Source organism: Pseudomonas sp. H1_G08 (genome assembly GCF_054681355.1).
Genome location: NZ_CP162822.1, coordinates 5,791,438 through 5,804,431, shown reverse-complemented (window position 1 = coordinate 5,804,431; position 12,994 = coordinate 5,791,438). Strand labels below are relative to the sequence as shown.

Genomic DNA, 12,994 nt, shown 5'->3' with positions numbered 1-12,994 from the left:
ATTGAGAGTCGAGAGCTCTGAACAGCATTATTGATTTTGGTGATTAAGGATCAAAAGATTGAAAAGCAAAAGATCGCAGCCTTCGGCAGCTCTTACACGAGATTGGTGTTCTCCCTGTAGGAGCTGCCGAAGGCTGCGATCTTTTGATGCTACTTTTCAGCTCAGCGCTTTTTCAATCGCATGCACGATCGTCGGATCATCCGGCGCCGTGCGCGGCGAAAACCGCGCCAGCACCCGGCCGTCCTTGCCGAGCAGAAACTTCTCGAAATTCCAGGTGATGTCGCCGGGAAACTCGGCGCCCTCGCCCGCCAGCAGGCGATACAACTGATGCCGTTCGTGGCCGTTGACTTCGAGTTTGCTCGCCAACGGGAACGTCACGCCATAGTTGAGGCTGCAGAATTCCTGGATTTCCTTTTCCGAGCCTGGCTCTTGACCGGCAAACTGGTTGCACGGCAGGCCCAGCACAGTGAAGCCTTTGGCCTTGTATTGCTGGTAGAGGTTTTCCAGTGCCGCGTACTGGGGGGTCAAGCCGCATTTGGAGGCCACGTTGACCACCAGCACGACTTGGCCCTTGAACGGCGCCAGCGGTAGCTCCTGACCATCCAGGGCGGTCAACTTAAGGTCGTGAAAAGCACTCATGCCGAACTCCAGGATTCTCGTGTTCTACTCGAAACAGCCACTTGGCGAGGCCACCAAGGACAGCCGCGGACTAAAAAGGCGCCCACAGGCGCCTCTCCAGTACTCGAAGCTTAGCGCAGAAAATCAGTGGTGATGGCCACCTTCGCCATGGACGTGACCATGAGCGATTTCTTCCTGGCTGGCGTCACGGATATCAACGATCTTAACCTTGAAGTTCAGGCGCTGACCGGCCAGAGGGTGGTTGCCATCAACGGTGACGTCGTCGCCGTCCAGGTCACGAATGGTGACGATCTGCATCTGGCCGTCCGGCGCCGAAGCGTGGAACTGCATGCCGACTTCCAGCTCGTCAACGCCTTCGAACATGCTGCGGCTCAGGGTGCTGACCAGCTCGGCGGCGTATTCGCCGTAAGCATCTTCCGGCTCAACGGCCACTTCCAGCTCGTCGCCGACAGCTTTGCCTTCCAGGGCTTTTTCCAGGCCCGGGATGATGTTGCCTGCACCTTGCAGGTAAACCAGCGGAGCGCCGCCGGCGGAGCTGTCGATGACCTCACCAGCGTCGTTGGTCAGGGTATAGTCGATGGAGACAGCCTTATTGGCGGCGATCAGCATGGGGCGAGACCTTTTGCATAAGAATATAGAAAGGCCAAGTTTAGCGAAGCAATCGCGTGAAAGCGACCACAACCCGGACAAACGGGTTTCGACCATCACCGGCTTTCATCAGGACGAAGATGGCCATTGGGTGGTCGAGCTTTCCTGTGGCCACACCCAGCACCTGCGCCACCAGCCGCCGTGGCAAACCCGCGCCTGGGTCCTGGATCCGGCGCAACGTATTGAAAAAACAGGTCAACCCTTTGCCTGCGGTTGGTGTGCACAAGGCTCGGTTAGCGATAACCTTGGCGACTGAATTTCGGTAGTCGGCCAGACATAGGCTGACACCCTTGCATAGAGAATTCCCATGCAAACTTTTTTTATCGCCCCCACCGATTTTGGCGTGGGTCTGACCTCCATCAGCCTCGGGCTGGTGCGCACGCTTGAACGCGCCGGGCTGAAAGTCGGCTTCTTCAAACCGATCGCCCAGCCGCACCCCGGCGACACCGGCCCTGAGCGATCCACCGAACTGGTGGCGCGCACCCACGGTCTGAAACCGCCGCAGCCGTTAGGCCTGGCGCACGTTGAACGCATGCTCGGCGACGGTCAGCTCGACGAACTGCTCGAAGAAATCATCGCCCTGTATCAGCAAGCGGCGGTCGGCAAAGACGTGCTGGTGGTCGAAGGTATGGTGCCGACCCGCAGCGCCAGTTACGCCGCACGGGTCAATCTGCACCTGGCCAAAAGTCTGGATGCCGAGGTGATTCTGGTCTCGGCGCCGGAAAACGAAGTGCTCGCCGAGCTTTCTGGCCGTGTCGAGCTTCAGGCTCAATTGTTCGGTGGCCCGAAAGATCCGAAAGTCCTCGGGGTGATCCTCAACAAGGTCAAGACCGACGAGAGCATGGACGCCTTCGCCACGCGTCTGAAGGAGCATTCGCCGTTGCTGCGCAGCGGTGATTTCCGCTTGCTCGGCTGCATCCCGTTTCAGCCGGAACTCAATGCGCCACGCACCCGCGACGTCGCCGACCTGATGGGCGCGCAAGTGCTCAACGCGGGCGACTACGAAACCCGGCGCATGAGCAAAATCATCATTTGCGCACGAACCATGCGCAACACCGTCGAGCTGCTCAAGCCCGGCGTGCTGGTGGTGACGCCGGGCGATCGCGACGACATCATCCTCGCCGTCAGCCTCGCAGCGATCAACGGCGTGCCGCTGGCCGGCCTGCTGCTGACCAGCGACACCCTGCCCGACCCGCGCATCATGGATCTGTGCCGGGGCGCGTTGCAGGCCGGTCTGCCGGTGTTGTCGGTGAGCACCGGCTCGTACGACACCGCCAATCTGCTCAATGGCCTGAACAAGGAAATCCCGATCGATGACCGCGAGCGCGCGGAGATCATCACCGATTTCGTCGCCAGCCACCTCGACGCCAACTGGCTGCATCAGCGCTGCGGTACGCCTCGGGAGATGCGCCTGTCGCCGGCAGTGTTCCGCTATCAATTGATCCAGCGCGCGCAAGCGGCGAACAAGCGCATCGTCTTGCCCGAAGGCAGCGAGCCGTTCACCGTGCAAGCGGCGGCGATCTGTCAGGAACGCGGGATCGCCCGCTGCGTGCTGTTGGCCAAGCCCGAAGACGTCGAAGCGGTCGCCCGCGCGCAAGGTATCGTGCTGCCGCCGGGTCTGGAAATTCTCGACCCGGACCACATCCGCGAGCGTTACGTCGAGCCGATGGTCGCTCTGCGCAAAAGCAAAAGCCTCAACGCACCGATGGCCGAGCAGCAACTGGAAGACACCGTGGTGATCGGCACCATGATGCTTGCGCTGGATGAGGTCGACGGCCTGGTTTCGGGTGTGATCAACACCACCGCCAACACCATCCGCCCGGCCTTGCAATTGATCAAGACCGCACCGGGCTGCACGCTGGTGTCGTCGGTATTCTTCATGCTGTTCCCCGAAGAAGTGCTGGTCTACGGCGACTGCGTGATGAATCCACACCCGAGCGCCGCGGAACTGGCCGAGATCGCCCTGCAAAGCGCCGACTCGGCAGCCGCATTCGGTATCACTCCACGGGTGGCGATGATCAGCTACTCCAGCGGCGAATCGGCTCGCGGTGAAGAAGTCGAGAAAGTCCGCGAGGCGACCCTGCTGGCTCATGAGCAACAAAACTCGCTGCTGATCGACGGCCCGTTGCAGTACGACGCCGCCGCCAACGCCGACGTCGCGCGGCAACTGGCGCCGAACAGTCAGGTCGCCGGGCGCGCCACGGTGTTTGTGTTCCCCGATCTGAACACCGGCAACACTACGCACAAAGCCGTGCAGCGCAGCGCCGATTGCGTCAGCCTCGGGCCGATGCTGCAAGGCCTGCGCAAACCGGTGAACGACCTGCCGCGCGGCGCGCAAGTCGATGACATCGTCTACACCATCGCGCTCACCGCGATTCAAGCCGCCAACCGACCTATGGATGTATAAATGCTGGATTTTCTACCCGCACCCGTGCGCGGCGTGATCGCCTCGCTGCTGTTGGCGCTCAACACGATTCTGCTGTGCTCGTTCCTGTTCTGTGTGGCGCTGGTCAAGGCCCTGCCGTTTGCCTTTACCCAGCGCATTGCCGGTTGGCTGATGAGCCACACCCACGAGGCGTGGATCAGCAACAACAAGGGCTGGATGAATCTGGTACGGCGCACCCGCTGGCACGTCAGCGGCCTGCAAGGCCTCGACTATCAGCACTCGTACCTGATCACCAGCAACCACCAGAGCTGGGTGGATATTCTGGTGCTGCAATACGTGCTCAACCGCAAGATTCAACCGCTGAAGTTTTTCCTCAAGCAGGAGCTGATCTGGGTGCCGGTGATTGGCCTGGCCTGGTGGGCGCTGGGCTTTCCGTTCATGAAGCGCTACTCCAAGGCGTACCTGGAAAAACACCCGGAAAAGAAAGGCAAGGACCTGGAAACCACGCGCAAGACCTGCGCGAAATTCCGCCATAACCCGGTGGGGATTTTCAACTTCGTCGAAGGCACACGCTTCACCGAAGGCAAGCATGCGCAGCAGCAGTCACCGTTCAAATACCTGCTCAAGCCCAAGGCCGGCGGGATCGCCTTTGTGCTGGATGCGATGGGCGAACAGCTGGAGTCGATCGTCAACGTGACGATTCATTATCCAGCGGGGCGTCCAGGGTTCTGGGATTTGCTCTGCGGCAATGTGCGCGATGTGGTGGTGCATTTTGAAGAAATCAAAATCCCGCCGGCCTTCATCGGCAAGAACTACGACCAGGACGGCGAGTATCGATTGCAGTTTCAGGGCTGGATCAATCAGCTGTGGCTGGACAAGGATGCGTTGCTGGAGCAGATGCACCGCGAATATCCAGGTCACCAATAAACCCCTGTGGGAGCGAGCCTGCTCGCGAAAGCGGTGGATCAGCATACAAAGATGTTGAATGAGATAAAGCATTCGCGAGCAGGCTCGCTCCCACAGTTGATCGTTCCCACGCTCCGCGTGGGAACGATCACCCGGCACAAAAAAGCCCGCCGATGATCACTCATCGACGGGCTTTTTCTTGCCGCTTGCAGCTAGAAGCTTGTAGCTGCTTCTGCCTTAGATCGCGCCACGCTGACGCAACAGCTCCAGCACTTGCTTGACGCTTTCTTCCAGACTCAGCGACTGCGTGTCGATCACCAGATCGGCATTGAGCGGCACGTCGTACGGGAAGGATTCGCCCGGGATATTGTCGCCGCCAGCAGCGTACAGCCCTTGCGGATCACGCTCGGCGCACACGGTCGGCGAGGCCTGCACGTAGACCGTCAGCAAGCGATCCTTGCCGATCAGTTCCTTGGCCTGCTCGCGACCTTCGGCACTTGGCGCGACGAACGCGGCCAGGGTCAGCAGCCCCGCTTCGTTGAACTGACGCGCCACGTGGGCGGCTCGACGCCAGTTCTCGGTACGCCCGGCGCGATCCTGTGGCAGACCTTTGTTCAAGTCATGACGCAGGTTCTGGCCATCGAGTACAAACACCGCGCGGCCCATGTCGAACAGCTTGCGCTCGACCGCATACGCCAGGGTGCTTTTACCCGCGCCGGACAGGCCGCTGAACAGCACGGTGGCCGGTTGCTGGCCGAAGCGCTGGGCACGCTCTTCAGTCGCCACGTGGGCCAATTTGCCGTGGTGGGTTGCAGTGCCATGGGCCACTGGCTGAGCGACGATCATGCCGGCGCCAACGGTGCCGTTGGTCAGGCGATCGATGACGATGAATGCGCCGGTGGTGCGGTTGCTTTCGTAACCGTCGAGGGCGATCGGCGCGTCGAGCGCGATCTTCACCTTGCCGATTTCGTTGAGCTGCAACGCGCTCGCCGGGCCTTCTTCCAATGTGTTCACGTCGACCTTGTTGACGATGCTGGCGATCGAGCCCGGCACGTAACTGGTGGCGCGTTTGATGTCGTATTTCTTGCCCGGCAGCATCGGCTCTTCAGCCATCCACACCAGCATCGCTTCGAAGCTGTCGGTGACCGGTGGCACGTTGTCGGCATGCACCAACAGGTCGCCACGGGAGATATCGATTTCGTCTTCCATGGTCAGGGTTACCGCCTGACCTGGGCCGGCGTGCTCCAGTTCACCTTCGAAGGTGACGATGGATTTCACCCGGCTGCTCTTGCCCGACGGCAGCACCACGACTTCATCGCCCTTGTGCACGATGCCGCTGGCCAGGGTGCCGGCGAAACCACGGAAATTCAGGTTCGGACGGTTGACGTACTGCACCGGGAAACGCAGATCGGTGAAGTTGCGATCGCCCGCCACTTCCACAGTCTCGAGGATTTCCATCAGCGACTGGCCGGTGTACCACGGCGAGCGCTCGGACTTGTTCACCACGTTGTCGCCTTTAAGGGCAGACATCGGCACGAAGTGCATGCTGGTCGGCTTCATCTTCAAGCCTTCGGCGAACTTCAGATAGTCGGCCTTGATCGACTCGAACACGCCTTCGTCAAAGTCCTTCAAGTCCATCTTGTTGATGGCGACGACGATGTGTTTGATACCCAGCAACGAAGCAATGAAGCTGTGACGACGGGTCTGGGTCTGCACGCCGTAACGGGCGTCGACCAGAATGATCGCCAGGTCACAGGTGGACGCACCGGTGGCCATGTTGCGGGTGTACTGCTCATGGCCGGGGGTGTCGGCGATGATGAATTTGCGCTTGGCGGTGGAGAAATAGCGGTAAGCGACATCAATGGTGATGCCCTGCTCACGCTCGGCCTGCAGCCCGTCGACCAGCAATGCCAGGTCGATGTCGTCACCGGTGGTGCCGACTTTCTTCGAATCGCGGGTGATCGCTTCGAGGTGATCTTCGTAGATCATCTTCGAGTCGTGCAGCAGGCGCCCGATCAGGGTGCTCTTGCCGTCGTCGACGTTACCGCAGGTCAAAAAGCGCAGCAGCTCTTTACGTTCGTGCTGGCCCAGGTAGGCGAGGATGTCCTCGCTGATCAAATCAGAAACATGCGACATGACAGCCCCTTAGAAATAGCCTTGACGTTTTTTGTCTTCCATCGAGCCTGCGCCATCGTGGTCGATGACCCGGCCCTGGCGCTCGGAAGTTCGCGTCAGGAGCATTTCCTGAATGATGTCCGTCAGGCTTTCGGCCTCGGACTCCACCGCGCCCGTCAACGGGTAGCAGCCAAGGGTGCGGAACCGCACTTTCTTTTTCACGATGCGCGCTTTGTCTTCATCGGACAGGTGCTCGAGGATGCGCTCGTCGTCGATCATGATCAGCGTGCCGTTCTTCTCGATCACTTCGCGTTCGGCGGCGAAGTACAGGGGCACAATCGGAATGCCTTCGAGATAGATGTACTGCCAGATGTCCAGCTCGGTCCAGTTCGACAACGGGAACACACGAATGGATTCGCCCTTGTTGACCTTGCCGTTGTAGACGTTCCACAGCTCGGGACGCTGGTTTTTCGGGTCCCAGCGGTGCTTGCTGTCACGGAACGAGTACACGCGCTCTTTGGCGCGGGATTTCTCTTCATCGCGACGGGCGCCGCCGAACGCTGCGTCGAAACCATGCTTGTCGAGTGCCTGTTTCAGGCCTTCGGTTTTCATGATGTCAGTGTGCTTGGCGCTGCCGTGGGTGAACGGGTTGATGTTCTGCGCCACGCCATCGGGGTTGATGTGGGTAATCAGGTCCAGGCCCAAGTCTTCGACCATCTTGTCGCGGAACTTGTACATTTCCTGGAATTTCCAGCGGGTGTCGACGTGCATCACCGGAAACGGCAGTTTGCCCGGGAAGAACGCCTTGCGTGCCAGGTGCAGCATCACGGCGGAGTCTTTACCGATGGAGTACAGCATCACCGGGTTATCGAACTCGGCGGCCACCTCGCGGATGATGTGGATGCTTTCCGCCTCCAGCTGTTTCAGATGCGTCAGTTTGTCGACCATGGCTACTCACGAAAGCTTTCTTATGAACGGCCAGCGGGCCGTGTTCGAGCGAGGAATCCTAGCACAGCGACCTCTTCTAATCAGGACGTCAACTAGATCGAAAGGGTATATGAATATGCCCACCAGTTCGGCCGTCAGGGCCGAACGTGGGAGCGAGCCTGCTCGCGAAGGCGGAGTGTCAGGCACCTTTGTATTGAAGGTCTGACGCCTTCGCGAGCAGGCTCGCTCCCACAGGAGTTTGCGGTGAGCTCAGATCGGGTTGGGGCAATCGATGAAGATGTGCTCAAGGGCAAAGCGCTTCGCCAGATACTCGCCCAGCGCCTGCACGCCATAGCGTTCGGTGGCGTGATGGCCGGCGGCGATGAAGCTGATGTCGTTTTCCCGCGCACTGTGGAAAGTCTGCTCGGAGGCCTCGCCGCTGATGAACAGATCGACCCCCGCCGCCACGCCCTGATCGATATAACCCTGGCCGCCGCCGGTGCACCAACCGACGCGGCGGATCATGCCGCTGCCTTCGATCAGCAGCGGCTCGCGGCCCATGACTTCCTGAACCTTGCGCGCGAAATCCCGTGCGGTCATCGGCTCATTCAGCGAACCGACCAGCCCGACGACTTTCGGGTTGCTCGGGTCCAACGGCCCTTCAACAGTGATGTCGAGCTGACGCGCCAGTTGCACGTTGTTGCCAACGTCCGGGTGCAGATCCAGCGGCAGGTGATAAGCGAGCAGACTGATGTCGTGCTTGAGCAAGGTTTTCAAGCGGCGCTGTTTCATGCCGGTGACGCAGGGGTTTTCGCCTTTCCAGAAATACCCGTGATGGACCAGGATCAGGTCGGCCTCGGCTTCGACGGCGGCGTCCAATAAAGCCTGGCTGGCGGTGACGCCACTGACGATGCGCATCACTTGCGGGCGGCCTTCGACCTGTAATCCGTTGGGGCAATAATCGGCAATTTTCGCACTGCCCAGGTAACGGTCGGCTTCTTCGACGAGGGTGCTGAGGGCAACGGCCATGAAAGACTCCTAAATATCCCGTTCAGAGGCGCGCGCGGCCTCGTATAATGCGCGACATTATGGGCGGTCTGACCTCGCCTGCAACCTTTCCAGGAACGTGCTTAATGCTCAAGGCGCTGCGTTTTTTTGGCTGGCCGCTGTTGGCCGGTGTGCTTATCGCTCTGTTGATTATTCAGCGTTACCCCGAGTGGGTCGGGCTGCCGAGCCTCGACGTCAATCTGCAACAGGCGCCACAGACCACGATCGTGCAACAGGGGCCGGTGTCCTATGCGGATGCGGTGGGCATCGCCGCGCCGTCGGTGGTCAACCTGTACACCACCAAGGTCATCAACAAACCGGCGCATCCCTTGTTCGAGGATCCGCAGTTCCGCCGCTTCTTCGGTGACAATTCGCCGAAACAGAAGCGCATGGAATCGAGCCTCGGTTCCGGGGTGATCATGAGCCCGGAAGGCTACATTCTCACCAACAACCACGTCACCAGCGGCGCCGATCAGATAGTCGTCGCGTTGAAGGATGGTCGCGAAACACTCGCACGGGTGATTGGCAGCGATCCGGAGACTGACCTGGCTGTCCTGAAGATCGACCTGAAAAACCTCCCGGCAATCACCGTCGGCCGCTCCGACAGCATTCGCATCGGCGACGTTGCGCTGGCCATCGGCAACCCGTTCGGCGTCGGTCAGACCGTGACCATGGGCATCATCAGCGCCACCGGCCGCAATCAGTTGGGCCTGAACAACTACGAAGACTTCATCCAGACCGATGCGGCGATCAACCCGGGCAACTCCGGCGGTGCGCTGGTCGATGCCAACGGCAACCTCACCGGAATCAACACGGCGATCTTTTCCAAGTCCGGCGGCTCGCAAGGCATCGGATTTGCCATTCCGGTGAAACTGGCGATGGAAGTGATGAAGTCGATCATCGAGCACGGCCAGGTGATTCGTGGCTGGCTGGGCATCGAAGTACAACCGCTGACTCAGGAACTGGCGGAGTCGTTTGGCTTGTCCGGGCGTCCGGGGATTGTCGTCGCGGGGATCTTCCGTGACGGCCCGGCGCAGAAAGCCGGCCTGCAACTGGGCGATGTGATTCTGAGCATCGATGGCGAGCCGGCCGGCGATGGTCGCCGCTCGATGAACCAGGTGGCGCGGATCAAACCGACCGACAAGGTGACAATTCAGGTCATGCGCAACGGCAAGGAACTGAAGCTGACGGCCGAAATCGGCCTGCGTCCACCGCCGGCACCGATGAAAGAAAAAGAAGAGTAAAAATGTTTTCGCGCCAGTGGCGCGAATAACAGACATTCTCAACAGGCATGTTATATTGTTTCAATTCTGGCAATTGGAACAACATAACATGTCGTCTCGCAAAAAGGCCTCGCTGTTGGGCCTGACTCTGGGTTTGCTCTGCGATCCCGCCTTCGCCGATGAGCCGCAGCCCGTTGAGCTGGAAGCCATCAGCGTCACTTCCGACTACGAATCACCCACCGGCCCGGTCAGCGGTTATCGCGCGACTCGCTCCGCCAGTGCGACCAAAACCGACACGGCGATTCGCGATATTCCGCAAGCCATCAGCGTGGTCCCGGCCAGTGTGCTCTCGGATCTGGGCAGCAGCAGCGTCGAACGTGCACTGGATTTTGCTGGCGGCGTATCGAAGCAGAACAACTTCGGCGGCCTGACCCTTTACGAATACAGCGTGCGCGGCTTCACCACGTCCGAGTTCTACAAAGACGGTTTCAGCGCCAATCGCGGTTACCCGAGCACGCCGGATGCGACCAATATCGAGCGCATCGAAGTGCTCAAAGGCCCGGCCGCCAGCCTTTACGGTCGGGGCGATCCTGGCGGCACGGTAAACATCGTCACCAAGAAACCGCAGCCAGAAGCGTTCACCACCCTGCAAACCAGCGCCGGAAGTTGGGACCGCTACCGCACCGCGCTGGACGTCAACACACCCCTCGATGATCAGGGCGATGTGCTCTCGCGCATCAACCTCGCCGTAGAAGACAACAACAGCTTTCGCGACCACGTCGACAGCCAGCGGGTCTTCGTTGCGCCCTCGATCAGTTGGCAGTTGAGCCCGGACACATCGCTGCTGGTGGAGAGCGAAATCGTCCGTCACAACTCGACGTTCGATCGTGGCGTTGTGGCGCCGAACAACAAATGGAGCGGCGTATCGCGCTCGACGTTCTTGGGCGAGCCCAACGACGGCAACATCGACAACCATAACAACCTGCTCCAGGCCACTCTTGAACACCATCTGAACGACAGCTGGAAACTGCGTCTGGCCAGCCACTACAAGGAAGGCAAGCTCTGGGGCGACGCCACGGAACAACGCGCGCTGAACGCCGACGGCCACACGGTCAACCGCCGCTTGCGCGAACGCGATACGAATTGGCACGACAGCATCACCCAACTGGAACTGCGCGGTCTGTTCGATCTCGGGCCGTGGCAGCATGAATTGCTGATCGGCACCGAGTACGAGAACTACCGCAAGGACGAACGCGTCACCACCATTGCTGGCGGCCCCTACGCCATCGACATCTATAAGCCGGTTTACGGCCAGCCGAAACCCAACGGCGCACGCTCGGGCACCGACTTCTTCGAGCACGTTGAAAGTCATGCGCTGAATCTGCAGGACCAGATCATCTTCACCGACAAGCTGCGCGGCATGGTCGGCGCGCGCTTCGAGCACTTCGATCAGCGCATCGACGATCACAGCCGCAACGCCAAAAGTCAGCAACGCCACGACGCGCTGACTCAACGCGCCGGCCTGCTCTATCAGCTCACGCCTAATACCGGCCTGTTCGCCAACGCCTCGACTTCGTTCAAACCGAACAACGGCCTGGATGCATCGGGCAAATCCTTCGACCCGGAAGAAGGTGTCGGTTACGAAGTGGGGATCAAAAACGAACTCTTCGATGAGCGGGTGAGCAGCACCCTCGCCTTCTTCCACATCGACAAGGAAAACGTCCTCGCCCTCGATCCGGGCACCGACACCAGCCGCGCCATGGGCAAGGCGCGCAGTCAGGGTTTCGATTGGCAAGTGAGCGGCCAGGTGACCGACGCGGTGCGGGTCATCGGCGCCTTCGCCTACATCGACGCCGAGGTGACCAAGGGCGACGCGACCATTGCCACAGGCAGCCGCATCCTCGGCGTGGCCAAACGCAGCGGCAGTCTGCTGGGTGTTTATGAATTTCAGGATGGCCGTCTGCGCGGTTCAGACGTCGGCGCAGCGTTCACCTACGTTGGCGATCGCTCGGGCGAATCCGGCAGCGACTTCGAATTGCCGGCCTACCAGACCGTCGACTTGCTCGCGCACTACAAGGCCAGCGACAACGTAACGGTCGGCCTCAACCTGAACAACGTCTTCGACGAGAAATATTACGAGCGCTCCTACAGCAACTACTGGGTCAACCCCGGCGAGCCACGCAATTTCACCGTCAGCCTGACACTCAACCTGTAAAAGGACGTCACCATGCACTACGGCAAATCCCTTCTGCTCATCGCTGCGCTCTTCACCGGGCAAGTGTCGGCCCACGGCCTGTGGACAGAGGAACGACGCGGCAACATCGAAGTGGTCTACGGTCACGGCGCCGAAGACAACGCCTTCAAGGCACAAAAAGTCAGCGGTGCCTGGGCTTATGACGCAAGCGGCAAAATGATCCCGGTCAGCGTCGAGCGCCTGGCCGATCATGCCCGTTTGAAACCATTGAAGCCGCCGGCGCTGATGGCCGTGGCGCTGAATAATGGCATGTGGTCGCAGACGGCGGACAAGAAGTGGATCAACGAAGGACGCAGCAAAGTGCCCGGCGCCACCGAGGCCACGCAGACCTTCAAGTACAGCCTGGCGATCTATCAGCCGGGGGCGAAATTGCCGAAACTGGACCAGATCAAACTGCTGATCCTGCCGGAGGTCGATCCGCTGACGGTCGGGCCGGGCAAATCGTTACCGGTGCGGGTGCTGCTCGATGGCAAACCGGCGGCAGGGGTGAAGTTATATGGCGACTATCGCAGCGCGCCAAACACCCTGAGCACCGAGACCGACAAGGACGGGCGTGCGCAGGTGCTGGTGCGTAATGAAGGGTTGAATGTGATTGCGGCGCAGGTTGAAGTGCCGGTGAAGGACAGTGTGGATGTGGACAGTCGTGGGTTGTTCAGTTCGCTGACATTCGTTGGCGAGCCGCATCACGAATAAAAGCACACCCTCACCCCAGCCCTCTCCCGGCGGGAGAGGGAGCCGACCGAGTTGTCTTGCGGGATACATCGACCTGAAAGACCGAGTTGATTATGGATTCAATACAAATCGTTCAAGTCGGTGAACCTCTGCAATATTCCCATTCAGCCCCCTCTC

At 60.1% G+C, this 12,994-nt stretch carries 11 protein-coding genes; 6 read left to right on the top strand and 5 right to left on the bottom strand.

Annotated features, from left to right (window positions below):
• Positions 1-156 precede the first annotated feature (156 nt).
• A complete protein-coding gene (locus AB4N85_RS26155; RefSeq protein WP_252868811.1) occupies positions 157-639 on the bottom strand; it encodes a glutathione peroxidase in 483 nt (160 codons plus the stop codon).
• A 123-nt stretch (positions 640-762) separates the two neighbouring features.
• On the bottom strand, positions 763-1,248 hold the full coding sequence (locus AB4N85_RS26150; RefSeq protein WP_056782966.1) for an FKBP-type peptidyl-prolyl cis-trans isomerase: 486 nt from the start codon (positions 1,246-1,248) through the stop codon (positions 763-765).
• Between AB4N85_RS26150 and AB4N85_RS26145 the strand changes: the two genes are divergently transcribed.
• Genes AB4N85_RS26145 through AB4N85_RS26135 form a run of 3 tightly spaced genes read left to right on the top strand, consistent with a single transcriptional unit; the run spans position 1,217 to position 4,600 of the window.
• On the top strand, positions 1,217-1,543 hold the full coding sequence (locus AB4N85_RS26145; RefSeq protein ID WP_082530248.1) for a DUF3565 domain-containing protein: 327 nt from the start codon (positions 1,217-1,219) through the stop codon (positions 1,541-1,543). The genes AB4N85_RS26150 and AB4N85_RS26145 overlap by 32 nt on opposite strands.
• A 51-nt stretch (positions 1,544-1,594) precedes the next feature.
• Complete coding sequence (gene pta, locus AB4N85_RS26140) at positions 1,595-3,694, top strand: phosphate acetyltransferase (protein ID WP_024011632.1); 2,100 nt, start codon at positions 1,595-1,597, stop codon at positions 3,692-3,694.
• Positions 3,695-4,600, top strand: coding sequence for an acyltransferase (locus AB4N85_RS26135; RefSeq protein ID WP_236169719.1), 906 nt, complete (start codon positions 3,695-3,697; stop codon positions 4,598-4,600).
• Positions 4,601-4,816: 216 nt separating this feature from the next.
• On the opposite strand, the gene cysN is transcribed toward AB4N85_RS26135, so the two are convergent.
• From cysN to AB4N85_RS26120, 3 genes are all read right to left on the bottom strand, one after another.
• Entirely contained in the window at positions 4,817-6,715 is a 1,899-nt protein-coding gene (gene cysN, locus AB4N85_RS26130; protein ID WP_073473760.1) for a sulfate adenylyltransferase subunit CysN, read from the bottom strand.
• Between the two features lie 9 nt (positions 6,716-6,724).
• Positions 6,725-7,642, bottom strand: a complete 918-nt coding sequence (gene cysD, locus AB4N85_RS26125) for a sulfate adenylyltransferase subunit CysD (protein ID WP_016771664.1) — start codon at positions 7,640-7,642, stop codon at positions 6,725-6,727.
• A 249-nt stretch (positions 7,643-7,891) separates the two neighbouring features.
• Positions 7,892-8,650 (bottom strand): Nif3-like dinuclear metal center hexameric protein, encoded by a 759-nt coding sequence (locus AB4N85_RS26120; RefSeq protein ID WP_024011629.1) that lies wholly within the window; start codon positions 8,648-8,650, stop codon positions 7,892-7,894.
• Positions 8,651-8,754: 104 nt separating this feature from the next.
• Here AB4N85_RS26120 and algW point away from each other — a divergent pair, with 104 nt between their 5' ends.
• The 3 genes from algW (at position 8,755) to AB4N85_RS26105 (ending at position 12,838) form a co-directional block, all read left to right on the top strand.
• Positions 8,755-9,912 carry a Do family serine endopeptidase AlgW gene (algW, locus tag AB4N85_RS26115; RefSeq protein ID WP_252868810.1) on the top strand — a complete coding sequence of 386 codons (1,158 nt, stop codon included), beginning with the start codon at positions 8,755-8,757 and terminating at the stop codon, positions 9,910-9,912.
• Positions 9,913-10,000: 88 nt separating this feature from the next.
• Complete coding sequence (locus tag AB4N85_RS26110; RefSeq protein WP_252868809.1) at positions 10,001-12,106, top strand: TonB-dependent siderophore receptor; 2,106 nt, start codon at positions 10,001-10,003, stop codon at positions 12,104-12,106.
• Between the two features lie 12 nt (positions 12,107-12,118).
• Positions 12,119-12,838, top strand: a complete 720-nt coding sequence (locus AB4N85_RS26105) for a DUF4198 domain-containing protein (RefSeq protein ID WP_252868808.1) — start codon at positions 12,119-12,121, stop codon at positions 12,836-12,838.
• Positions 12,839-12,994: the final 156 nt, after the last annotated feature.

Coding starts and splice junctions, on each gene's coding strand:
- AB4N85_RS26135 (WP_236169719.1), top strand. CDS start 3,695: ATGCTGGATTTTCTACCCGCACCCGTGCGCGGCGTGATCGCCTCGCTG.
- AB4N85_RS26120 (WP_024011629.1), bottom strand. CDS start 8,650: ATGGCCGTTGCCCTCAGCACCCTCGTCGAAGAAGCCGACCGTTACCTG.
- AB4N85_RS26110 (WP_252868809.1), top strand. CDS start 10,001: ATGTCGTCTCGCAAAAAGGCCTCGCTGTTGGGCCTGACTCTGGGTTTG.
- AB4N85_RS26145 (WP_082530248.1), top strand. CDS start 1,217: ATGGAGACAGCCTTATTGGCGGCGATCAGCATGGGGCGAGACCTTTTG.
- cysD (WP_016771664.1), bottom strand. CDS start 7,642: ATGGTCGACAAACTGACGCATCTGAAACAGCTGGAGGCGGAAAGCATC.
- pta (WP_024011632.1), top strand. CDS start 1,595: ATGCAAACTTTTTTTATCGCCCCCACCGATTTTGGCGTGGGTCTGACC.
- AB4N85_RS26155 (WP_252868811.1), bottom strand. CDS start 639: ATGAGTGCTTTTCACGACCTTAAGTTGACCGCCCTGGATGGTCAGGAG.
- cysN (WP_073473760.1), bottom strand. CDS start 6,715: ATGTCGCATGTTTCTGATTTGATCAGCGAGGACATCCTCGCCTACCTG.
- AB4N85_RS26150 (WP_056782966.1), bottom strand. CDS start 1,248: ATGCTGATCGCCGCCAATAAGGCTGTCTCCATCGACTATACCCTGACC.
- algW (WP_252868810.1), top strand. CDS start 8,755: ATGCTCAAGGCGCTGCGTTTTTTTGGCTGGCCGCTGTTGGCCGGTGTG.
- AB4N85_RS26105 (WP_252868808.1), top strand. CDS start 12,119: ATGCACTACGGCAAATCCCTTCTGCTCATCGCTGCGCTCTTCACCGGG.